This is a genomic window from bacterium (genome assembly GCA_035549195.1).
GTDB lineage: Bacteria > Oederibacteriota > Muellerivitia > Muellerivitales > Muellerivitaceae > DASZRK01.
In genome coordinates this window covers 1-22167 of sequence record DASZRK010000012.1, presented here as the reverse complement: position 1 = coordinate 22167, position 22167 = coordinate 1, and the positions used below count along the sequence as shown (strand labels likewise).

Genomic DNA, 22167 nt, shown 5'->3' with positions numbered 1-22167 from the left:
GCCTAAGTTGAAGGCGTAAGGGATCGGAGGCGATCATGGGCCCTATTCCGGGTTTTATCCCCAAGATCAAGATCCTCGACCAATACCGCTATAACGCGGTAACGGAAGAGACCGAGTTGATGTGGCGTTGCCTGAAATGCGGGGAGCTGGTCCACCGCAAGGAAGGGCTTCCGGAGCATTGCCCCTCCTGCGGGGCGCCCCAAAATGAATTCGCGCTGGTGGAAGAGGATTAATCGCCGATGTGGGCGGTCTTTTGGAGCATCTCCTCCACGTTGATGAACCCCACCGCCCGTAGGTCCTTTTTCTCTTTCCCGTCCTTCCCCACGAAGACCAAGGTGGGGACCCCCATGATGCCGTAGGTCCTCTTCAATTCCTCCACCGGCCCCGAGGAGAATTGGGTCAGGTCCGCCTTGAGAAGGACCCATCCTTTCAAGGCCTCGTGGACCTTTGGGTTCGAGAAGGTCTTGATCTCCAATTCCTTGCAGGGCGCGCACCAACTGGCGGAAAAGTCGATGAAGACGGGTTTCCCGTCCTTTTCGGCCCGGGTCAAGGTAGCCGGGTCGTAAGCGGCGAAGGGGAGTTCCACCGGCTGGGGCCAGGCTTGGAAGACCACGATCCCGAGGGCCAAAAGGACGGCCCCGAAAACCCATTGGAAACGTTTGAACCCTTCCGTCACGCCCTTCCCCGAGAAGACCCATCCCAACAAAAGGCCGCCAAGGACCAGGTAGGCCGGTACCAGGAAATGTTCCCAGCCCTTTGGCAAGAGCGGGCTCAAGAAATAAAGGGGCATGCCCAACAACACCATTCCGAAGATCTTCTTCACCCAGACCATCCACATGCCCGACCGGGGAAGGCGTTGGATCTCGGTGGAGAAGAACCCGAGCCACACATAGGGGAACCCCAAACCCAGGGAAAGGGTGAAGAACATGATGAAGCCCAGGTAAGGGTTCGCCTTGGCGGCGACGAAGGTGAGCAGGCCGATGGAGAAGGGATCCACGCAAGGCGCCGCCACGATCCCGAAGACCAGCCCCATCCCCAGGGCCCCCAACCAGCCTTGGGTGCTGGAGGAAGCGATCTTGTTCAGGAGCCAGGCCGGCGCCTGGATCTCGTAGAGCCCGAACATGGAAAAGGAAAGGACCACCAGCACCAGGGAGATGCCCACGAGCACCGCCGGCGACTGCAGGGAGGAACCCAGGATCTTCCCCGTCAGGGCCGCGGTCACGCCCAACGAGGAATAGGTGATGGAAATGCCCACCACATAGGCCACCGCCCGGCCCAGGATGACGCCCGGCTTCTCGGCCTTCTGGTTCCCGAAGTAGGAGATGGTGAGGGGGATCATGGGATAGACACAGGGGGTCAGGTTCAGGGCCAGCCCCCCCAGGAAGATGAGCACGAAGGTCAGCAGGATCCCGTTATTGCGGAGATATTTCGCGATGATGTTCTCGGAAAGCCCGGAGGCCGGTTGGCTCGCCAGGGCGCCCTGAAAAAGCTCCGGATGGAAGGGCGCGACCGGGGCCTTCAGGTCCCCGACCTGCACCTGGACGGTCACGGGGACGGTGGCGGGGGAAAGACAGACCTTATCGTTGCAGGCCTGGAGCTTGAGCGAAAGCGGCAAGACGGCGCTGCCCGGCTTGGCCGAAGGCGCCGACCGGATGTCCAGGTAAAGGACCTGGTCCCCCTCATAGACGGGAAAGGCCTTGGCCGATCCACCCAGGGCCTTTTTTTCCCCTGCCGGATAGCGGACCTCTCCCGAAGCCGAGAAATCGCCGCCGGCCGGCAGGGAAAGTTCCAGGGGAATGAAATAGTCGGGCAATCCTTCGTGGGCGTTCACATGCCAGCCCTTTTGGATCCGCAACCGGACCGCGACGGTGAAAAGGGCGTCGGGATGGACCGGCTTCAGGGAAGGATAAGCCTCGACTTGGACGACCCGAGAACTGTCCTGCAGGGCCCAAGCCGGGAGACCGGAAAGCGCCAAAAGGACCGCGAGGGTCTTGAGGATTTTCATGCCTGGTTCTACCCCTTGGTCCGTCCGGAAGGTTACTCCCACAAAATAAAAAAGCCCCGCCGGGAAACCCGGCAGGGCCATTGTATCCCTTTTGGGCCTTAGTGGACCTTGCGGGTGGATTCCCGTTCGAGCAACTCAGGCTGGAGCGTGGAGGCTTTTTCGGCCAGGTCCTCCTGGGAGATCATCTGGAACATCTTCCGGGCGGCCAGTTTCCCCATTTCATAGGCGGAGAAGGCGACCGTGGTAATGGCCGGCTCATGGTAGGCCGCCTCGTCCATGTTGTCGAACCCGATGACCGAGATGTCGCCCGGCACGTTGAGGCCCTTCTCCCGGAGCGCCCGGATGGCCCCGATGGCCATCAGGTCGCTGGCGCAAAGGATGGCGCTGGGACGGCGCACCGCGCCGAGGATCTTCAGGGCCGCCTTATAACCGCCCTCCTCCTCGAAATCCCCATCGGCCGCCCATTCCTGTTGGAACTCCAGCTTATGTTCGGCCAGGTTCTCCTGGAAGGACTGGAAGCGCTCCAACGCGTTGGTGGTGGTCATCTTCCCATTGATGATGCCGATGCGCTCGTGGCCCAGCTTGACCAGATGGTCGATGGCGATCCTCACCCCTCCCCGGTTGTCGAACCCGACATAAGGAAGGTCCTCCTGGCCGGTGATCTTGCCGTTCACCAGCACGAAAGGCACCTGGGCCTCGGCCAGTTCGCGGATGGAGGCGTCGGTGGACCAGGCGTTCAACACGAACATGCCGTCCACACTGCCGTCGCCGAGCAGGGCGCGGTAGGAGATCTGGGCCCGGGCGGTCTCGCTCAAAGGATGCAGCAGGAGGCGGTACTGCTTCTCGGCGGCCACTTCCTCCAGTCCCCGCATAATGTGGGTGAAGAAGGGGCTGCGGAAAACCGAGGTGTGGTGGGGTGCGATGACCCCGCAGATCTTGGAATGTTTCTGGCGCAGGCGGCGGGCATGGGCCTGGGGCTTGTAATGCAGGTCCTTGATGGCCACCAGCACGCGCTTGCGGCAATCTTCGCTGACCCACTTCTTGTTGTTGAGGACCCTGGAAACGGTTCCAATGGTGACCCCGGCTCGTTTGGCGACATCCTTGATGGTAGCCACGTTCGACTCCTTGGTTTTCCGGAAAACGACAAAAAAGTGAAAAATTAGACAGCTTTTCTTAGCACTTTTTAGACGGGAAAACCACAGGCAAGGGCCACAAAGAAGGAAAGTTCAGGCAAAATTTTTCATGGATGTCATTTTACGGGCAAACGAACTTGAATTGATTTCAGGAAGACTTTTCAGGAGGCCGCGGGCTATTTCCGCCCGAGAGTCAACGACTTTTGGTCAAGATCGACCGGATAGAGCCCGCTTTCGTCCGGCCGGAGCCGCTTCCCGTCCTGGAACAGGACGCCCTCGCCCTTCAAGCGGACCTTTAAAAAAACATGGGGCGGGAAAAATTCGGGCAGGTCCCACCGGTAGGTCTTCCGGTTCCCTTCGGTCCTGGCCCCGGCCTTCCCGAGGATCTTGGCCCCCATAAAATAGCTGCCCACTTCCGTGAAGGTCCCGACCCAGATGTCCTTGGCCGCGATGTCGTCCAGGATGGCCGTGAAGTTCTTGCGCAAGATGGGGTTCCACCCTGAGACCGTTCCTTCCAATCCGTGGATCATCCAGACCAACCACCCGCCCTTCTTGACGTCCTCCACGATCCATCGGCGGTAAGTGGAAAGGGGGAGCTTGGTCTCGGTCATCCGGGCGGGAATGTCGAGCCAATCCGGATCCATGGCCGGCGTCAGGACATAGTCCTTCCCATAACCTCCCCGGGCCAAAAGATCGGTCTTTCCCAGGGCTTTTTGCAATTCCGGGGTGATCTCGGTGAAGGGATAGGCGAAACTCCGGACCTGGACGCCGAACTCCTTTTGGAGCACGTGATTGGCCCCCACCACCTGGGCTTCCTGCTGCGGGGGCGTCATTTCGGCGGGATGCCGGTGGTCCAAGCTGTGATTCCCGATCTCATGGCCCTTGGCGATGATCCGCCGCCATTCATCCTTGCGGTCGATCTGGTTGGCGATGAGGAAAAAAGTGGCCTTCATCCCCCTTTGGTCGAGCTCGGGGATGGCCACGTCCAAGTGGGAATGATCGCCGTCATCGAAGGTCAGGGAGGTCGCGGCCTTGTGGCCGTTCCAGGGCGCCACTTCGATCACTGGAAACCCATCCCCGGCCCAGGCCGGGAGGCAGGTCAGAAAGAAAAACAGGAAGGCGTAACGCTTCAAATTCCGTCCTTCGGTCGTCTAGGTGGTCCCAAGCGTGCCGAGTATACTACCGGCGTCCGGCATTTCAAACGGAGGACCCATCCGGGTCTTCGCGGCATCAGGAAAGAACCTTGGGATCTTCGGTCCACCATTTGGAAACACTTCTTCGACAAGCCGAGGAAGAACGATCGTCCTCCCATTTCGCCCATGCGGCAAGGATCTACAAAAAGCTCTCGGCCCATCCCCGATTGGACGCCCTCGACCGGGCCCAAGCGTTGCTCGGACTGGCCGATATGGAACGCATCCAGGGGGATTTCCAGGACTCCCTACGGCACTACGCCCAAGGGGCCCGAACCCTCCGCACAAAGGATCCCGCCCTCTATTGGGACGCTCAAGTCGGTTGGGCCCTGGCCGCCCGGGCTTGTGGAAGGCCGATGGAAGCCCTCGCCATCCTCCAAAAAGCCCAGGCCTTCTATAAAAAAGAGAAGGATCCCGGCGGCGAAGCCTTCTCCCATTGGGCTTTGGGCGGCACCTGGCGCATCGCCGGGAACATGAAAAAGGGCCTGCAGGAATTGCTCATCGCCCTGCGGGCCTTCAAAAAGCTTCGGGATCCCGAAGGGATCGCCTATACCTGCTGCGCCCTGGGCGGCATTTTCCGCATGTTGGGCCGCTATGACGAATCCGGGAAATATTACCGGGAAGCCAACCGCCGGATGCGCCAACGGAAGGACACCTTCGGCATCGCCTACTCCTATTGCGGGTTGGGGAACGTCGAACGGATGAATGACCGATTCCGCCAGGCCCTTCCCTTCTACAAAAAGGCCGAAAAGCTTTATGGGACCATCGGCGACCGGGTCAGCTACGCCTACACCCTTTGGTCCATCGGGACCACCCACAAGATGCTCGGAGAATATCCCCAAGCCATCCTGGCCTTTCATCAAGCGGACGATCTTTTCAGGAAGACCGGGGACACCCGGGGACGCATCTATGCCCTGCTTGGTTTCGCCGAGGTCCGGTTCCTCCAAAAGCATCGGAACAAAGGAATGGATTCCTGGCGTCAGGCCAAGAGGATCGCGGACCAGAGTCATTTCACCTGGGAAAACCTGCATGTCCGGGCGTTAACAGGCGGAAAAGTCCGTGACTTAAGGGGACATTACCGAAGAGCCGGTTCGGATTTTTTCCCTATCGATTTCCCCATCAATTGGCCCTGAGACCACCCGGACCTTAAACAAAAAAGGCGACCCAAAAAGGTCGCCTTTCGCTTTATCGACTCCTCAAAAACCCGGGTCCGTCATTCCCCCTGCCTCCAACCTCTGGATCCGCTTTTCCAGCGGCGGATGGGAGGCGAAAAGGGATCCTCCGGGCGCGGAGATCTTGAAGGCGGCGATGGAGGCCGGTTCCGAGGGTTTGGGTTGATGGATGTAGCGTTGCAGGGCCCGTAGGCCGTTGGCCATCTGCTGGCGGCTGGTCAAACCGGCCCCACCGGCGTCCGCGCGGTATTCCCGCCACCTTGAGAAGGCCATCACGGGGATCATCCCCAGGATCCCGAAGACCATTTCCAGGACCATCCGCAGGAAGAATTGGGCCATTGGGCTACCCTCCCGGCGGTCGTTGTCGCTACCACGGGTCAAGGCGATGGAAACCGCGTAGGCCAGGAACATGACGAAGGCGTTGATGACACCTTGGATGAGGGTCAGGGTCACCATGTCGCCGTTGGTGATGTGGGTCATCTCATGGCCCAGGACCGCCTCGATCTCCTCACGTTCCATGGCATTGAAAAGTCCCGTGGAAACGGCCACCAGGGCATGATGTTTATCGGGCCCGGTGGCAAAAGCGTTCGGGTCGGGACTTTCATAGATCCCGACCTCGGGCATGGTGGTAAGCCCCGCCCTTTGGGCCAAGTTGTGGACGGTTTGCACCAACCAGCGCTCTTCGGCCCCACCCGGGTTCTCCGGATCCAAGACCTGGACTCCCATCATGGTCTTGGCCGACCAACGGGAGATCATCAGCGTGAGGAACGACCCGCCCATACCCCAAACGAGGCAAAAAATCATCAAGGAGCCATAGTCGACGCCCCGCTGGGTCAGGAAATTCTCCAACCCCAGGAAATGGACGATCATGGAAATGGTGACCATCACCAACAGGTTGACGGCCAGGAAAAGACCGATGCGACGGAACCACATCATGGAATTCCTCCGGAACGGATCAGGATTCTGAAGTCTTGGGACGCCGGATTCAAGTTACTGACGCACCCAGGGCATTTCAAGGCGGTTGGACCTGACAAGATTTTCCGGAACGCAGGACTTTTAACGATTTTTGTTCGATGGGCACAAGGACCTTAACGTCCCAAGACCTTCTTCAAGAACTCCCGCACGACGTCCAACGATTCCGGGCTGATGGTGTGGCCCATGGGGAATTCCTTCCGTTCCACCGCCGAATAACCGGTCTGTTTCAGGGACTCTTCCGCGTGCCGGGAGCCGTCCACCGGGACCACATCGTCCAGGGTGCCATGCACCAAGAGGATCGGCAGGTCCAAGGGGGCTTCCGCCTTGGTCAAGGTGGACCAGGGATCGGGCATATAACCGCTCATCGAGACGATCCCGGCGACCTTCCCCTTGTAGTTCAAGCCCGCTTCCAGCGACATGACCCCACCCTGCGAGAACCCCATCAAGACCACCGGCGAAGGTTTTTTCTCGACCCCAGGCGCGGGCCTCAAATTCGGATCATTAGAAAAACGGTCCAGGACCTTGAAGAGATATTCCCGGCTTTCCACGATCTCTTCCCGGTCATGGGCCTGGAAGTCATACCAGGCATAGGCCCCTTCCGGATAACCCTTCAAATGGAGGGGAGCGTCCGGGAGGACGAAACGGCAGCCCTCCAGCCTTAATTCATCGGCCAAGGGGGCCAGGTCGTCCGCGTTGGTGCCCAACCCATGGAGAATGACAATGACCGGGGCGCCCGCCGGGATGATGGGAGGGTCCAGCACCAAGCAGGAATGGCCTTGGACCTGTGTTTCGGAAAGGATCATGGGGACCCCCATTTTGAATTCTTAGTTTTAATTCTTAATTTCAGAACTCGAAATTATTTTTTCAGGGCGTCCAGGGCCGCTTCCCGGACCTTCAAGTCCGGGTCGTTCTTGCTCAGGTCCACGACCTTCCCCCGCAAGGAGGCATCCGGCATGGCCTTGAAGCCTTCGATCGCCGCCAGTTTGGCGGATTGGACCATTTCGTCATCCTCGGGTTTGCCGGTCGGTTTCAGGTCCATCATTTGCTTGAGGACCGGCAGGGCCTTTTCATCCTTCAGACGGGCGAGGGCCACCGCGGAGTCGTAGCGCAATCCAGCGTTCTCATCCTTCAATAAGGATCCCAACGCGGACTTGGCCGGTGCGTAACGCAACGCGCTCAAAGCCCCCACCGCCATGCGGCGGACCCCCAGGTCGGGGTCGGACAGGGCCGATAGCACCGAAGCGCCGCCCGAAGGGTCCTCGATGTTGCCAATGGCCCAGAGGCTATAGACCTTCACGTCCACCGATTCGTCCTTCAAGGCGGAACAAAGGGCGGGCACGGCCCCCTTCACCTTGAGGCGCCCCAACACCAGGGCCAGGTATTCGCGGATGCGGGGATCGTCCTGGGCCGCGCCTTGGAAGGTCTTCACCAATTCGCCCTGCAGGTTCTCGTCGAACTGCACCTTTTCCCCCTGGTTCAACATCCGGGAAAGCTCATAGGCGGCCTGCCAACGGCGGCTGGTGCTGTCGCTCTTGAGCTCCTGCAGGTATTGCTCGGCGCTCTTGGGATGCTGGAGGGCCAGGGTGCCCAGGAAGAAGATCCCCAGGGCGACCAGCACGATGCCCGCCGGGATAAGGAAAAGCTTCACGAAGAGGGACAACCCCGATTCGGGCGCATAGACGGGGCCCTGGGGGCCCGGTCCTGGATTGGGTTCGGTCACTTTTCATCTCCTTCAGCGGCTTTCTTTTTGAAAACATACTGGTCGTGGACCTTCAGGTCGAAACCGCCGACCTTGTCCGGGATCGGGAACCCCCGGTAGATCGCCCCGCATTTATAGCAGATGACGATGTCGCCCAAGCCGAAATAGAGGGCCAGGTCCAACAAGGCGAAGCCGATGAGGATCTGCATGAACCACCGGTTGAAGATGAGGGCGGCGGCGATCATGAGCACGATCAACCAGAGGCCCAGCTTGGTATTGAAATCCTTCTGCCGGTAGAACTCGGTACAACCGCAAAGGTAACATTTTTCCACGGAGCCCTTGGTGTCCAGCCGGCCGTCGCCCGTCGCTTCCCGGCCCTTTCCGCATCGGGCGCAGGGGATCAGGCCCCTTCCCGGAAGCTCGGAGAGAAAGATGCCGTTCTCGCACTCAGGGCAATAGGTGTTGATCTCCATTAAAAGGGCAGTCCTGTTCTCAAGGTAAGGTAAAGGCCCATGGCCTCCCCCATCAGCGTACAGACCATGGCCGCATAAAGGATCCCGGTCGCGGATTGGGTGGACCTGGTACGGACCGTCTCCCAGATCCAATAGGCCATCCCCAAGGGCGGGAGCAGGCCCCAAGCCACCCGGAACAGGATGAAGATGAACTCTTCCCGGACGAAAAGGGGAAGGCCCTGGCTTTCCTGGACGGCCTTGCTGCTCCAATAACCCCCGGCGATCAAAAGGGCCATCCAAACCGTGAGGAGGATATAGCTGTTGGAATAGCGCTTCAAGGGAGCGATCGAGAGTTTGGGGGTCACCAGGTACCAGTGCCCGAGCATCATGGCCAGGGTCACCGAGCCCAGGAGAAGGGCCGAGGAAAGGGTTCGGACCGCCAGCCACCCCAGCGCCCCCTGGCCTTCCCAGGGCCAATAGGCGATGGCCGGTAGTCCGGCCAATAGGGCCCCCATGAAACAGGTCCAAAGGAACCAGCGGACCCGCACCTTCAAGGCGATGGTGAAGCAAAGGGTGAAGAAAAGGGAGGCGCCCAAGGCCCAGGCCGCCTGACGGTAGGCGGGCTCGAACTCGGGCCCGGAAAAAAGGGCCAGCCCCACTGCCAAGGTATCGAGCGCCACGCAGGTAAAACCGAAGAAACGATAGAAGCCCTGGCCCACCTCCCGGAGCTTCACCAGGGGAAGGAGCACGAGGCAACCCCAAGCCATGGAGGCGAAATAGAGGAAAGCGATCTTGGTGACCAAAGGGACCCTTTCTGAAAGGGCGTTATTGTAACAGGCCGTTCACGCCCCGCGAAGGAGCGCCGGATGAATTTGCGAAAGGAAATATGGTATCCTCCTTTGTCGCCCGGATTTTCCCAAAGGTCGGCCATGCACTTTTTCCAGATCCTGCTGTTGGCCGTGATCCAAGGTTTCACCGAACTGCTTCCCGTCTCCAGTTCCGCCCACGTGATCGTGGCCGAAAAAATGATGGGGATCGACCCCACCTCCCCTGAGATGACCCTTCTTTTGGTCATGCTTCATACCGGGACCATGGGGTCCGTCCTGGTTTTTTTCGGGAAGGATTGGAAAAAAACCTATTTCCGCGACCGGAAAAACACCTTGTCCCTGCTCAGGCTGGTCTTCCTTTCCTCGTTGACCACCGGCCTTTTGGGCTTCGGCCTCAAATCCCTGATCGAGAACATTTCGCTCCAAGGGATCCCGGACGCGAGCATCGAGATGATCTTCGGGAACCTGAAGCTCATCTCCCTTTCCCTGGCGACGGTCGGGGCCGTCATCCTCATCGCGGCGTTCCGGGAAGGACATACCAGCACCAAGAAGACCTTCGGGATCCCGGAAGCCTATTGGATCGGGATGTTCCAGGGGCTCTGCCTGCCCTTCCGGGGGTTCTCGCGGTCCGGGGCCACCATTTCGGCCGGGCTCATCCTTGGCATCGACAAGAAGAGGTCCGAGGACTTCAGTTTTGCCCTGGCCCTGGTCCTCACCCCGCCGGTGGTCCTTCGGGAGGCCCATCGCCTGATGAAAACCCATGCCTTTTGGGGGATGGGCGCCTCGGACGTCCTTTCGCTTTTCCTCCCGAGCCTTTTGGGGATGATCTTGAGCTTTGGGGCCGGACTCCTGGCCCTGCACCTGCTTTCCTCATGGCTCGAAAAAGGCCGCTGGGCCTGGTTCGGGGTCTACTGCCTGGCTTTTTCCGGATTGGTCTGGTTCCTGGCCTGATCCGATCTGTTACCTTTTTACCCGCCTTGGGAATAAATACGCCCTATCCCGCCCCTTGATCGAAGGAAATGCCGTTTTTTCACTCCCCGCCATGGCATCCCTTTTGCCCTAGGAAAGGTCAAGAACCTATCCGAAGGAGCGGACCATGAGCCCATCCCTGGCATTCCCGACCATCACCCACAAGCCCTTCCGGGCACCCCATAGCTTGGAGCTCTCGATCCTTTTCAAGGATTTCCTTTCTTATTGGGCCGGATGGCCCGTTCACCTGGACGAGGAAGGCCGCGTGGCAGGCTCCCGGGATTGGAAGGAATGGCAGGTCTCATTCCACGGCTCGCTCCAAGGCATGCTGACCCTCAAGACCACCCGCCGCCTGGTCGGCGCCCTTTGGGAGGCCCAGAGCTTCAAGGGGCGGGATTTCCCCGATGCGGAATCAGCCTTCCGTGAATTGGCCGCGCTCTATGCCACCTATTTGGCCCAATCCCTTTGGAAGGACCGGTTCCTGGGATTGGACCCGCTCATGGCCCGGCCCGTCGGGACCGTTGAAAGACCTTCTCCCTTCCAATGCCACACCTACAGCCGGCTTTGGATGAAAGGGGAACCCCTGGAGATCCGCTGTTGGCTGGACCCGAACCCGGCTTCCAGGAGGGCGTCATGACCATCGGGACCGAAGGGACCAGGACCTTGGACCCCCGGGCCTTCCTCTTCCTGGACCTTTCCCACCTCCTCGAACGGGTCCTGCGGATCTGGGGCGTGGGCCGGATCCTTCATAAGGGGACCCCGGCGGAAGGACCGGCCTATCTGCCCATGGAGCGGATGGTGACCCTGTCGGGAGCGGTGAAGGGCTTATTGGTGGTCCGCAGCACCCGGGAATTCGCCCTTTGGCTTCGGTCGCGCCGGGAGAACACCGTCCTGGGGCGTTATCCGGAAGAGGACATCTTCGAGGAACTGGTTTCCCTCTTCTGCCTTTACCTGGTCCATTCCTTCTGGAAGCCCCACCTTTTTTTCCTGGGCCCTATCCATCCCTTCCCATCCATCCCCGCCGATTGGCCCGAAGAGACCACCCGGTCCGCGGCGACCATGGAGATCGAGGGTTTTCCCCTGGAGATCCGGCTTTGGATCGACGAAGGGGAACGGCTCTAAGGTCGGCCCCGGTCCTATTTCTCGTCCAGGACCCGGCGGATATGCTGGACCAGGTCCTCCAATTCGAATGGTTTTTGGATCAGATGGATCCCGGCATCCAATATGCCCTGTTGGGAAAGGACCTCTTTCGGATAGCCGGAAATGAAGATCACCTTGGCCTTGGGCCGGTTCTTCTTGAGTTCCACCATCAATTCCCGGCCGTTCATCTTGGGCATGATGGTGTCGGTCAAGAGCAGGTCGATGTCCCCCTTGTGATCCCAGGCCACCTTCACGGCCTCCAACCCGTTGGCCGCCGGCAGGACCTTGTAGCCGTAGCGTTCCAGGGAACGGACCAGGACCTTGCGGACCTGGTCCTCGTCCTCCGCCAGGAGGATGGTCTCGCTCCCCACCGGGATCAAGGTGGCCTGCTTGGGCTTTTCCTCGAAACCCTCCACCGAGACCATGGCGGGGAAATAAAGGGTGAAGGTGGTCCCGATCCCCGGCGAGGAATGGACGAAGATATGCCCGCTCCATTTGCGGGTCAGGGTATAGACCGTGGCCAGCCCCAGCCCCGTCCCCTTGTTGGCCTTGGTGGTGAAGAAGGGCTCGAAGATATGCCGCTGGACCTCGGGACTCATGCCCGTGCCCGTGTCGGTGACCGCGAAGCGGACATAATCCCCGACAGGGAGCGTCGGCCGGCCCTCGGCCTCCAGTTTTTCCGCCGGCACCCGTTTCGTCTCCAGGATGAGGTTCCCGCCCTGGGGCATGGCGTCCCGGGCGTTGATGACCAGGTTCAGGATGATCTGCTGGATCTGGCCCGGATCGGCCAGGATGGGACGGAGGTCCGGGTCCTGGATGATGGCCAGCTCCACATTGGCGTCGATCAAGCGCTTGAGCATCTTCTTCATGTCCGCCGAGACCTCGTTGAGGTTCACCGGCTGGGGCTGGGAGACCTGTTTCTGGCCGAAGACCAGCAGTTGTTTGGCCAGGTCGGCCCCCCGTTGGACCGCCTTCTGGATCTCGCCGACCTCCTCCTGATTGGGGCTCTTGGCGTCCAGGCTGGACTTCAGGAACTCGGCGTTCCCGCCGATGACCGAAAGCAGGTTGTTGAAATCGTGGGCCACACCGCCCGCCAGCCGGCCGATGGCGTTCATCTTCTCGATCTGGCGTAGTTGCTCCTCGTGTTGGCGCAGGGATTCCTCGGACTTCTTGCGCTCGCTGATGTCGCGGTGGATGGCCGAAACGCCGATCATCTTTCCCGAGGAGTCCCGGATGGGGGACATGGAGATGGAGACGTCCATGGTCTTTTCGTCCTTGCGCATCCGGACCGTCTCGAAATCGGAGATGTTCTCCCCCGCCAGGACGATGGCCCGCAGTTCCTGGGCCTCATGCTTACGGTCCTCGGGAGAGAGGATCGTGGCCGGACGGCCCAGGACCTCCTCGAAACTGTATTGGAACAGGTTTTCCGCCCCGCGGTTCCAACTGAAGATATTGCCGTCCAGGTCCGTTCCGACCACCGCGTCCGTGGTCTGCTGGAGGATGGCCGCCAATTGGGCGCGGACCTCCTCGGCCTTTTTCTGTTCGGTGATGTCCCGGATGATGGCCGAATAACCGGTGACCCGTCCTTCCATGTCCCGCATGGGGCTCAAGGTCGCCGCGATATGGATCAGGCGCCCGTCCTTGCGGAGCCGGTTGGTCTCGTAACTGACGGGCTCCAAACTCGTCATGATCTTTCGGCGCATCTCGTCGATCTCGCCTTTTTTTCCCGAAGGTTCCAGGATGTCGCTGGAACGGCCGATGATCTCCCGGGCCTTGTAGCCATAGATCCTCTCGGCGCCCTGGTTCCAGTCCAGGATGGTCCCCCGGGTGTCCGAGACCACGACCCCGTCCTGGGTCTGTTCCAGGATGGAAGCCAGCCGCCGCTGGGCTTCTTCCGCCTGGATCCGTTCGGTGATGTCGATGACCATCCCCAAGGCGTAAAGGGACTTCCCGTCCGCGTTGCGGATGAGGGTCACCGTCAAGTGTCCCCAGACCACCCGTCCATCCTTCCGGATATAGCGTTTATCCATCTCGTAACTGTGGATCCTGCCTTCGGAAAGCTCCCGGTAACGTTCGAGGTCCTTGTCCCTATCCTCCGGGTGGGTGAACTCCCCAAAAGGCCGGCCGACCAGTTCCTTGCTTCCATAACCCAAAAAATGTTCAAGGCCCGGGTTGGCGAAAAGGAGCTTCGAATCCAGGTCCACGAGCGCCAGGCCGATCGGACTTTCCTGGAAGATCTTGCGGAATCCTTCCTCGCTCTCCGCTAAGGCCTTCTCCGAGGCCGCCCGATCGGTGATATCCAGGGCCATGCACATCATCCCGGAGAATTGCCCCACTTCGTCCCGAAGGGGGGAAACGTACCACTCGCAAAGGAGCTCCTTGCCGCCCTTCCGCCGGCAAGTGATCGCCTTTCCCCGCAAGCCACCCCCTTTTTGGACCGTCTCCCGGATCTCGGCGCCCAAGGCGGCCATGGCCTCCGGCCCGATCAGGAGACCCTGTTTCCCTTCCACTTCATCGAAGGTATATCCGAACAGGAGCTGGGCGGCGGGGTTCCAATAGGTATAGTTGAAATTGGGGTCGGTCAGGATGAAGGCCAGGGGCATTTTTTCCAGGTAGGTCTGGAGCCTCTCCAGCAGGATGTCCCGTTCGGCCCTCAACGTTTCCTGGGTCAGCCGGGACCTTTCGCTTTCCGTCAGGTCCCGGGCGATGACCGAGACATTCATCGCCTTTCCCCCGGGATCCTGGACCGGCGACAGGCAGATCGAAAGGCGTGCCTTGCCCCCATTTTTGGTCAGGTGGGTTTCCAGCAGGTTGACCGCGCTTTTCCCTTGTCGGGTCACCCGCAGATGTCGATCGAATTCCTCCTGCCGTTCCTTCGGGACCAACGAAAGCACGGGACGTCCGATGATCTCATCGGGGGTATAACGATATGTCCTCTGGGCGCCGGGGTTCCAGCTCAGGATCTCGCCCCCGGAGCCGACCAGGTAGATGGCATCGTGGGAGGATTCTACGATCGAGGCGAGACGGAAGCGGTTCTCCTCCGCCTTTCGGCGCTCCAGAGAATAGCGGATCGACCGTTCCAGGGAATCGGGATCGAGCCTGTCCTTGTGGAGGAAATCCGAGGCCCCCAGCCGCATGGCCTCCAGGTCCATATCCCCGGAGCCGAGGCCCGTCAGGAAGATGACCGGCAGGGTCGAGCCTTTTCGCCTTAATTCTTGGAGAAGTTCAAGGCCATTGCGGCCTTCCAGGCGGAAATCCAACAGGCAGAGGTCATGACCCCCGCTTTCCAGTTTTTTCAAGGCCGAGGCATAGGTCTCCACCCGGTCCAATTCGTAGGTCCCTCTTTTCAAGCCATCGAAGATCTTCCGCAGGATGAGGAAGTCATCCGCGTCGTCCTCGACGACCAGGATCCGGACCGGAGCCGCCGTCACGGATGGGCCAAACTGTTGCCGGGCGGCAACTCGACGAGCTTCAACCAATAGTTCTTGAGGGACCGGGCCATGGCCAGCAGGTCCTCGAAATTCACCGGTTTGCGGATGAAGGAGTTGGCGCCCAGGTTGTAACTCCTCATGATGTCTTCCTCCGCGTTGGAGGTACTGAGGACCAGCACCGGGATCTTCTTGACCTCTGGATCGGCCTTGATGAAAAGAAGGGCCTTCCGCCCGTCCATACGGGGCATGTTCAGGTCCAAAAGGATGAAACAGGGCCACAGGTCCTCGATCTTGGAGAAATCACCTTTCCGTTTAAGGTAATCCATCAGTTCCTCGCCGTTCCCCAGGAACCGGATGGGGTTCTCGACCCCTTCCTTCCGCAAGGCCTTCTCGATCATCATCCGGTCGTCGGCATCATCGTCCACCACCAGTATGGGGCGGGCTTTCGTTGGATCACCCTGCATGACCTTCCTCCTTCGTTTTCTTTCCGGATGGGCTCAATGGCCGGGCTCCGTTGCCGCGGTGGGCAATTCAACGATCTCCAGCCAATACTCTTTCAAGGAAGCCATTAATTCGACCAAACGGTCGAAATTGATCGGTTTCGTGATGAAGGAGTTGGCCCCCAGGTTGTAGCTGCGGATGATGTCTTCCTCCGCTTGGGAGGTGGTCAGGATCACCACCGGGATACGGCGTAGCTCGGGATCGGCCTTGAGGATCTCCAGGGCCTGGCGGCCGTCCATTTTGGGCATGTTCAGGTCCAAAAGGATGAAGCAAGGCTTCGGAGCGGACCCCGGCGACAGGAACTTCCCCTTCCGCTGGAGATATTCGAGCATTTCCTCCCCATCCTCCAAGAATCGGATCGGATTGATGACCCGGTTCGCCCGCAGTGCCTTTTCCGTCAGGAACCGGTCGTCCTTGTCATCGTCCACCATCAGGATCGGCAGCATCGATTTGTCCTCGGACATATCCCCCCCTTGCTTCAAGCTTTGTGATGGACCGGCAGCTCAACGATGAAACAGGCTCCTTGCCCCGGCTTTCCTTCCGCCCGGATGCTCCCTCCGTGCCTTTCCACCACCTTACGGCAGACCGCCAACCCGATGCCGGTCCCCTCATATTCGTCCTTCCCGTGAAGTCTCTCGAAGACCTTAAAGATCTGGTCGGCGTATTTGTTGTCGAAACCGATGCCGTTGTCCTCGACCGTGAACCGGCAGGTCTTTCCGTTCCCCGCGATCTGGGCGCCCACTTTCACCTCAGGTTCCACCCCTGGCCTTTGGAATTTCAAGGCGTTCCCGATGAGGTTTTGGAACAATTGACGCATCTGGGTGGCATCGGCCTCGATCCTCGGCATTTCCCCGACCTCGACCTTGGCCTTCCTCTCGCCGATCCTCACTTCAAGGTCCGAAAGGACGTCCTTCAGGACCGGGCCCATATCCACGGGAAGGAAAGGCTTGGCCTTGGTCGTCACCCGGGTCAGGGCCAGGAGGTCGTTGATGAGCCTCTGCATCCGCCCCGCGGCATTCTGCATCCGGTCCACGTAGCCGCGGCCCGTCTCGCCCAGGACCTCTTGGAACTCGTCCCGGAGGAACTCCCCGAAGGATTGGACCTTCCGCAAGGGTTCCTGCAGGTCGTGGGAAGCGACGAAGACGAAATCCTGGAGCTCTTTGTTGCTGACCTCCAGGGCCGCCGTATAGACCCTGAGCCTTTCCCGTTCTTTCTGATCCGTGACGTCCTCGGAGATCCCGAGAAGATAGAGCGGTTTCCCGTCCTTTCCCATGACAGGGATCTTACGGGTATGGAGGGTCCTTCGGCCGTTCTCCTTGGTATCGATGGATTCTTCCGGGATATCCAGGAGCTTTCCCCCGTTCAGGACGGCCCGATCCTTGGAAATGAAGAATTCCGCTTGTTCGGCGGGGAAAAGGTCATGGTCGTTCTTACCGATCAGCTCGGCCCGGGAAAGGCCCAGGAGCTCCTCCCCGGCCTTATTGAACATGACGAAACGGAGGTCCTTGGCCTCCTTCACGAAGATCATGTTCGGGACGTTCTCGAGGATCGAGGATACGAAGTCCTGCGCCTTCAAGGTCTCTTGTAACCGGCGGCGTTCCGAAATGTCCCGCACCATGGCCAACAGGCGATCCTGCCCCCCGATGACGGTCCGGCGTAAATGGACCTCAACCCAACGGACCTCCCCGTTCTTATGGCGCGCCTGCCATTCGAAGATCTGGGGCCCTTCGTCCTGGGCCCTTTTCATCCAGGCGGCCGCATCCGCCAGGGTATAGCCGGGGTTGCCGGTGGTGAACAGGGCGGGATCGGACCCAAGCACTTCATTCCGGGTATAGCCGATCAATTCGGTGACCCGGTTGTTCACGTCCAATATCCGCCCCGTTTTCAGGTCGTGGACATAAAGCGTATCGCTGATCTTCTCGAATATCTCACGATAATTGGCTTCCGAGGCCCGCAAATCCGCTTCCGCTTTCAAGGCCGCGGTCAGGTCATGCAACACCACCAACCCACCGTTCACTTTGCCATCCTCGTCCTTCAAAGGCCGTGCATTAACGCTAATGAACACCCCTTCCGGATTGCCCGCGTTCCTGAGGAACTGGATCACGCCGTTCGCTTCCTTCCCCTGCACGGCCAAGACCAAGGGCGATTCCTGTTCAGGATAAGGGGTCACCTTGTCTTCCCGAAAGACCCCATATTCCTTTGTCCATTGGGACGGCCCTTGGGAAGAGATGCCCTTCCCCACGATCCTTTCGGCCGCCTGGTTGAAATAGGTCATACGCCCTTCTTGGTCCGCCACCACGATGCCTTCCGACATGTTGCGCATGACCAGGTCCAGGAGCCTCGTTCTTTCGAGCACGATGCGTTGTTGGGTCTGGACCTCCTCCAGCATCCGATTGAAGGAATCCTGGAGGGTCCCCATCTCGTCACGACCGCCCTTCGGGATGCGGAGGGAGAAATCCTGGTCCCGGGTGATCTTCCGGGCCACTTCCGAAAGGGCCAGGATGGGCCCGGAGATCTGTGCTTGCAGGGCAACGGCGAGCAGGTAACCCAACAGCAAGGACCCCGCGATGACGGAGGCCGAGAGCCAGGCATAGGCCCAATAGCGGTCGGTCAAAGCGGAAAGGTTGGATCGTAGGAAAATGGTCCCGTAGGGGTGGTCGCCTTCCGTGACCGGGGCGAAGACTTCCAGGTAGCCGTTCCGGTATCCGGTGGTCCCCGAGCTATCGGGAAAATCGGCGGCAGGCTTGTCGCCCGGATAGCGGGCGAAGATCCTCCCCTTCAGGTCATAAACGCAGGCCGCGAGGATCCGCCGGTCCGTCTTGAGGGAAGCCAGGACCTGCGTGGCGTCCGATTCGTTCTGGAAAGCCAACGCCGCGGTCACGTTGGAGGCGATGATGCGGGAACGGGTCGTTAAACTGTCGACCATGCCCCGGTGAAGGGTCACCACTTCATAGGTGATGAAGGAGACCCACGTCAGCAACAGGACCGACCCGCTGGTCAATAGAAGGACCATCATGAGCTTTCGGCGGATGGGCATGTTGTCCAGGAACATTCCTTACTCCTTGCCGGGTCCGGAGACTTCTGCGAGCCTCAGGATCTTGGAACTGATGACCAAATGTCCCCTTTTGGCGGCTTCCAGATTGATCTTGAAACGGATCTTGTTGTTTTCCAGGAAGAAGCCGATGACGCCCCCGCTATCGGTGAACCTCGAGTCGTCGCCCACGGTCAAGACGTCCTGCCCTTTTAGGTCCCGCAGGATCCGGCCCACCTCCCCTTCCGCCGAATGGCTGACAAAAAGGATCTGGCAGTTCTTGGCCTCCTCGGAACTATGAAAGCGGTGGATGACCATGGGATGACCGTTCACCTTCTCCCCTTTTATGGTCTCATCGATGAATCCGTCGAAGGGATCGTCGCCCAGGACCCCGATGCAAAAGGGCGCGTCCGGTTTTTCGAAGGCCGTTTTCGGCCATTGGACGAATTGGGCGAAATTGAAGAGGAACACCGCCTTGACCTGGTACTCCTTGGAGATCTCGGCTCGCGCAAAACCCATGACGACCGGGTGAAGGCTCAAGACAAGGAAAAGAGCCGGGACTAGATAGGTTTTCCTTCCAAGGCTCCAGTTCAAAACCGCAAGTCCGCCTTTCCATAGACGCTGCGAGCGATCTCTTCCTGGGCCGGTCCAGGATATCCACCTTCCACATGGTGATCATGCAGCAGATTTTGTCCCACCACCGATATCTCAACGCCCTTGTCGACCTTCCATCCCAAACGGACATTCAATTCAGCGTAGTCAGGCACCAATCCTGGGGTACTGGCGTCATTGTTATGAACGGCATCGATCCAACGGAAGGACCCATCCAGTTCGAAACCGGCCGGCAGGTCCATCGCCGACCGCAGGAAAACTTGATTGATCGGATCGGCCGTCTCATTGAGTCCGTTATTCTGATCGCCCCCGGGCCCCACCCAAATGTTCTCCTGGAGCAGGTCATAGCCGAAATGGAGGCGCCATCCATCCAGGGCTTGATAATCGGTGGCGAGCTCCAATCCATAGGTCTGAGCCATCAGTTCATTTTGGAAATAAAGCTGGATAAGGGCATTGGGATCGCCCATAACGATCGTGCTGGCCTGGCTGCGCAAGTGGTCATAATTGTTGAAGAAAAGGGAGAGTGAACCGGTTGTTTTTGGATCAAACTGGGCCCGGTAGCCCAGTTCATAGGCCACCACGTTCTCCGAGACGAAATCCGAATTGGGGATGACCTTGAAGATATAAGGATGATCGGGTCCCGGTTGTTCCAGGTCCCGGTCATAATGCGAAGGCGTCCGAACCGCCCGCGAGACCGCCCCCCAGACCATTTGTTTGTCCGAAACGTTCCACTGGAGGCGGCCGTTCGGTTCAAATTCATAACCCGTATAATCGTTGTGCTCGACCTTGCTCCCCAACGTGAGAAAGAAATCCTCCCAAACTTTGACCTCATCCTGGGCGAAACCGCTGAAAAGGTTCAGGTCCCGCGTCCCAGGAACAAAACCCACCACCGGTGCATTCTCGATGGCCTCGTGGGTGAACCGGTATCCCAGGCCCCAGACGACCCGATTCCTATCGTCGAGCGGGAACCGGTCGTGAAGGTCGAGGTCATAGGTGGAAAGGTCATCCTTCAGGGTCCCCGGTGGGATCGCGGGAGAAGCGGGGTAGAAGGGAGGGAACGCCGGAAAAGCATCAGCCCCTTGGAAGGGGGCTTCCATGTGGTTACGATCGAAATAAACCTGGACCGTGAGGTCATCCTCTTGCGTGAAACGGCGGGTCCACCGCCCCAGCAAATTCCCCCCGACCGACGAACCGTCGGCCCTGTTCATCCCTTCCCCGCCAGGCATGACACTCGTATCACTCCCGAAAAGATCGCCCTGGAGAGTGAAATAATCCGTTGAGGTTGGATCATTATCGATGCGGAAACCTCCTTGACCACGGTCCCAATGGTCTTGGGCGTCGGTCCCATCCGGATAATTTTCCGAAGCCCTGTCGAAATATTTAGCGTAAACCCGGTAATACAAACCCTCCGCCAACACCCCCCCATATCTTGCCCCGAAGAAATCCCGCGGTTGGGTCCCTCCCCCTCCTTCCAAAAGGAACCCTTGGGTGTCCTTGGCGCTCTTGGTGGTGATATTGATGACCCCATTGACCGCATTAGCGCCCCAAAGGGTCCCCCCGGGACCGCTGATGACCTCGATCCGGTCAATGTCTTGAAGAAAGTAATCCTGGGAGCTCCAGATCACACCCGAAAAAAGAGCGGTATAAATGCTGCGGCCGTCCATGAGGGCTAGGATCTTATTGCCCACGGATGCATTGAACCCCCGGGCGCTGATGTTCCAACCCGAGGAAGAGAGCTGGGCCACTTCCAAGTTATCCGCCAACCGCAGGGCCTCCGGAATGCTCGAAACGCCGGACCGATGGATCTCATCCCCCGTGACGACCACGATGGCGGCCGGCGCCCGCCCATAAGGGACCGCCTGTTTTTCCACGGAAGTGACATCCATGTTCATCAGGTCTTCCAGGCTCATCTTCTTATAATCCGTAGGCGAGGACCCGTCCTCCAGGGTTTGGGCGCCAAGCGGTGTGGTTTGGACGAAGAGCAGCAACGCCAATGCGCCAAAGATCCACGGAAGAAGCGGCTTCCGACCGGAAAAGACCCCGACCCGCGAATCGGCCTGGGAATTTTCGACGGCTTTAAAGCCGGTCGGATCCATAAGTTCGCTCCTCCTGGATTTAATACGCAATGATGCGTACAAGAGCGGGCACCCCGCACTCCGGCGTGAAAAAGGAAGAAAAAAATTCGAGCGAAAGAACTTATCGAGGGAAGAAGAACGACCGCAGTTGAAAATCGAGGGTATCCGCATGTTCTGTCCTTAACCGGAAGTTGAGGTCGGTTGACCGATGGGTTGGTCGATTAAGGCATTAATCGTCTGTGCGTTATTCTAACCAGGAACGAATTTGATTTGGATTTCTCTTTCCGGTCATTTGCAAAATACGACACTAATCGTGCTATTTTTTGGGCCGGGATTTAAACCAAATCGGTTGAAAAACATGAAAAATAAATTAGTTTTAACGTCCGGTTTCCCATGGGTGACCCGATTGAAAGGCCTTTCCCTGGACCTTCCCGCTTTTTTCCTTACATTGAGGGACAGATATAAGGAGAAAACCATGGAAAATCAAAGGGAAATCACCAAGATCATCCGGGGAATGGATACATCCGACGGGGCCGGGGTCAAGCTCAAGAGGATCCTGGGCTCTCCTGAGCTCAACCAATTGGATCCCTTCCTGCTCTTGGACGAATTCAAGAACGACGATCCGAACGATTACGCCGGCGGGTTCCCGGACCATCCGCACCGGGGTTTCGAGACCATTACCTACATGATGGCCGGGGCCTTCACGCATCGGGACTCGAAAGGCCACGAGGGACACCTGACCGCCGGTTCGGTCCAATGGATGACGGCAGGGCGCGGCATCATCCACAGCGAGATGCCTGAACAGACCGATGGGCTCGCCTGGGGATATCAACTTTGGTTGAACCTTCCCGGTCAATTCAAGATGACCGAACCCAAATACCAGGACATTGCCTCGGAAAAACTCCCGATCGTTGAAAAGAACGGCGTCCGTGTCAAGATTTTGGCCGGTGAATAC

Annotated in this window: 20 protein-coding genes; 6 read left to right on the top strand and 14 right to left on the bottom strand. The window is 59.0% G+C overall.

Annotation, left to right across the window (positions count from 1 at the left end; genetic code table 11):
• Positions 1-35: 35 nt before the first annotated feature.
• On the top strand, positions 36-233 hold the full coding sequence (locus VHE12_01980; protein ID HVZ79552.1) for a hypothetical protein: 198 nt from the start codon (positions 36-38) through the stop codon (positions 231-233).
• Here the strand turns inward: VHE12_01980 and VHE12_01975 are convergent.
• From VHE12_01975 to VHE12_01965, 3 genes are all read right to left on the bottom strand, one after another.
• Positions 230-2005: a cytochrome c biogenesis protein CcdA gene (locus VHE12_01975; protein ID HVZ79551.1), complete on the bottom strand. Its 1776-nt coding sequence runs from the start codon at positions 2003-2005 to the stop codon at positions 230-232. The two genes, VHE12_01980 and VHE12_01975, sit on opposite strands and share 4 nt — an antisense overlap.
• A 98-nt stretch (positions 2006-2103) precedes the next feature.
• Complete coding sequence (locus tag VHE12_01970; GenBank protein ID HVZ79550.1) at positions 2104-3120, bottom strand: LacI family DNA-binding transcriptional regulator; 1017 nt, start codon at positions 3118-3120, stop codon at positions 2104-2106.
• A gap of 194 nt (positions 3121-3314) precedes the next feature.
• Positions 3315-4271 (bottom strand): polysaccharide deacetylase family protein, encoded by a 957-nt coding sequence (locus VHE12_01965; GenBank protein ID HVZ79549.1) that lies wholly within the window; start codon positions 4269-4271, stop codon positions 3315-3317.
• Positions 4272-4381: 110 nt separating this feature from the next.
• Here VHE12_01965 and VHE12_01960 point away from each other — a divergent pair, with 110 nt between their 5' ends.
• Positions 4382-5461, top strand: coding sequence for a tetratricopeptide repeat protein (locus VHE12_01960; protein ID HVZ79548.1), 1080 nt, complete (start codon positions 4382-4384; stop codon positions 5459-5461).
• Between the two features lie 63 nt (positions 5462-5524).
• Here VHE12_01960 and htpX read toward each other — a convergent pair whose 3' ends face one another.
• From htpX to VHE12_01935, 5 genes are all read right to left on the bottom strand, one after another.
• Positions 5525-6433: a protease HtpX gene (gene htpX / locus VHE12_01955; GenBank protein ID HVZ79547.1), complete on the bottom strand. Its 909-nt coding sequence runs from the start codon at positions 6431-6433 to the stop codon at positions 5525-5527.
• 155 nt (positions 6434-6588) lie between these two features.
• Positions 6589-7278: an alpha/beta fold hydrolase gene (locus tag VHE12_01950; protein HVZ79546.1), complete on the bottom strand. Its 690-nt coding sequence runs from the start codon at positions 7276-7278 to the stop codon at positions 6589-6591.
• Between the two features lie 53 nt (positions 7279-7331).
• Positions 7332-8195 (bottom strand): HEAT repeat domain-containing protein, encoded by an 864-nt coding sequence (locus VHE12_01945; GenBank protein HVZ79545.1) that lies wholly within the window; start codon positions 8193-8195, stop codon positions 7332-7334.
• Positions 8192-8647 (bottom strand): hypothetical protein, encoded by a 456-nt coding sequence (locus VHE12_01940; GenBank protein ID HVZ79544.1) that lies wholly within the window; start codon positions 8645-8647, stop codon positions 8192-8194. The genes VHE12_01945 and VHE12_01940 overlap by 4 nt, the downstream gene beginning before the upstream one ends.
• The gene (locus VHE12_01935) at positions 8647-9429 is read right to left on the bottom strand and encodes a hypothetical protein (GenBank protein ID HVZ79543.1); all 783 of its coding nucleotides are present in this window, start codon (positions 9427-9429) and stop codon (positions 8647-8649) included. Before VHE12_01935 ends, VHE12_01940 begins: the two co-directional genes overlap by 1 nt.
• 126 nt (positions 9430-9555) lie before the next feature.
• On the opposite strand from VHE12_01935, the gene VHE12_01930 reads away from it, so the two are divergent.
• The 3 genes from VHE12_01930 to VHE12_01920 all read left to right on the top strand — a co-directional run bounded on the left by VHE12_01930 (position 9556) and on the right by VHE12_01920 (position 11544).
• A complete protein-coding gene (locus VHE12_01930) occupies positions 9556-10404 on the top strand; it encodes an undecaprenyl-diphosphate phosphatase (protein ID HVZ79542.1) in 849 nt (282 codons plus the stop codon).
• 145 nt (positions 10405-10549) lie between these two features.
• On the top strand, positions 10550-11059 hold the full coding sequence (locus tag VHE12_01925; protein ID HVZ79541.1) for a hypothetical protein: 510 nt from the start codon (positions 10550-10552) through the stop codon (positions 11057-11059).
• Positions 11056-11544 (top strand): hypothetical protein, encoded by a 489-nt coding sequence (locus VHE12_01920; GenBank protein HVZ79540.1) that lies wholly within the window; start codon positions 11056-11058, stop codon positions 11542-11544. Before VHE12_01925 ends, VHE12_01920 begins: the two co-directional genes overlap by 4 nt.
• Before the next feature lie 14 nt (positions 11545-11558).
• On the opposite strand, the gene VHE12_01915 is transcribed toward VHE12_01920, so the two are convergent.
• The 6 genes from VHE12_01915 to VHE12_01890 form a co-directional block, all read right to left on the bottom strand.
• A complete protein-coding gene (locus VHE12_01915) occupies positions 11559-14993 on the bottom strand; it encodes a PAS domain S-box protein (GenBank protein HVZ79539.1) in 3435 nt (1144 codons plus the stop codon).
• Entirely contained in the window at positions 14990-15457 is a 468-nt protein-coding gene (locus tag VHE12_01910; protein HVZ79538.1) for a response regulator, read from the bottom strand. The genes VHE12_01915 and VHE12_01910 overlap by 4 nt, the downstream gene beginning before the upstream one ends.
• 33 nt (positions 15458-15490) lie before the next feature.
• A complete protein-coding gene (locus tag VHE12_01905) occupies positions 15491-15958 on the bottom strand; it encodes a response regulator (GenBank protein HVZ79537.1) in 468 nt (155 codons plus the stop codon).
• Between the two features lie 14 nt (positions 15959-15972).
• Positions 15973-18546 carry a PAS domain S-box protein gene (locus tag VHE12_01900; GenBank protein ID HVZ79536.1) on the bottom strand — a complete coding sequence of 858 codons (2574 nt, stop codon included), beginning with the start codon at positions 18544-18546 and terminating at the stop codon, positions 15973-15975.
• Between the two features lie 3 nt (positions 18547-18549).
• Positions 18550-19044 carry a YfiR family protein gene (locus tag VHE12_01895; GenBank protein HVZ79535.1) on the bottom strand — a complete coding sequence of 165 codons (495 nt, stop codon included), beginning with the start codon at positions 19042-19044 and terminating at the stop codon, positions 18550-18552.
• 71 nt (positions 19045-19115) lie between these two features.
• Positions 19116-21233, bottom strand: coding sequence for a TonB-dependent receptor (locus tag VHE12_01890; protein ID HVZ79534.1), 2118 nt, complete (start codon positions 21231-21233; stop codon positions 19116-19118).
• Positions 21234-21687: 454 nt separating this feature from the next.
• Here VHE12_01890 and VHE12_01885 point away from each other — a divergent pair.
• Positions 21688-22167: pirin family protein (locus VHE12_01885; protein ID HVZ79533.1), on the top strand; the 480-nt coding region annotated here is incomplete at its 3' end.

What these genes read in the sequence shown, in the direction of transcription:
- VHE12_01980 (HVZ79552.1), top strand. Translation starts at nt 36, where the DNA reads ATGGGCCCTATTCCGGGTTTTATCCCCAAGATCAAGATCCTCGACCAA.
- VHE12_01975 (HVZ79551.1), bottom strand. Translation starts at nt 2,005, where the DNA reads ATGAAAATCCTCAAGACCCTCGCGGTCCTTTTGGCGCTTTCCGGTCTC.
- htpX (HVZ79547.1), bottom strand. Translation starts at nt 6,433, where the DNA reads ATGTGGTTCCGTCGCATCGGTCTTTTCCTGGCCGTCAACCTGTTGGTG.
- VHE12_01950 (HVZ79546.1), bottom strand. Translation starts at nt 7,278, where the DNA reads ATGATCCTTTCCGAAACACAGGTCCAAGGCCATTCCTGCTTGGTGCTG.
- VHE12_01940 (HVZ79544.1), bottom strand. Translation starts at nt 8,647, where the DNA reads ATGGAGATCAACACCTATTGCCCTGAGTGCGAGAACGGCATCTTTCTC.
- VHE12_01930 (HVZ79542.1), top strand. Translation starts at nt 9,556, where the DNA reads ATGCACTTTTTCCAGATCCTGCTGTTGGCCGTGATCCAAGGTTTCACC.
- VHE12_01925 (HVZ79541.1), top strand. Translation starts at nt 10,550, where the DNA reads ATGAGCCCATCCCTGGCATTCCCGACCATCACCCACAAGCCCTTCCGG.
- VHE12_01920 (HVZ79540.1), top strand. Translation starts at nt 11,056, where the DNA reads ATGACCATCGGGACCGAAGGGACCAGGACCTTGGACCCCCGGGCCTTC.
- VHE12_01910 (HVZ79538.1), bottom strand. Translation starts at nt 15,457, where the DNA reads ATGCAGGGTGATCCAACGAAAGCCCGCCCCATACTGGTGGTGGACGAT.
- VHE12_01905 (HVZ79537.1), bottom strand. Translation starts at nt 15,958, where the DNA reads ATGTCCGAGGACAAATCGATGCTGCCGATCCTGATGGTGGACGATGAC.
- VHE12_01900 (HVZ79536.1), bottom strand. Translation starts at nt 18,546, where the DNA reads ATGTTCCTGGACAACATGCCCATCCGCCGAAAGCTCATGATGGTCCTT.
- VHE12_01895 (HVZ79535.1), bottom strand. Translation starts at nt 19,044, where the DNA reads ATGGGTTTTGCGCGAGCCGAGATCTCCAAGGAGTACCAGGTCAAGGCG.
- VHE12_01890 (HVZ79534.1), bottom strand. Translation starts at nt 21,233, where the DNA reads ATGGATCCGACCGGCTTTAAAGCCGTCGAAAATTCCCAGGCCGATTCG.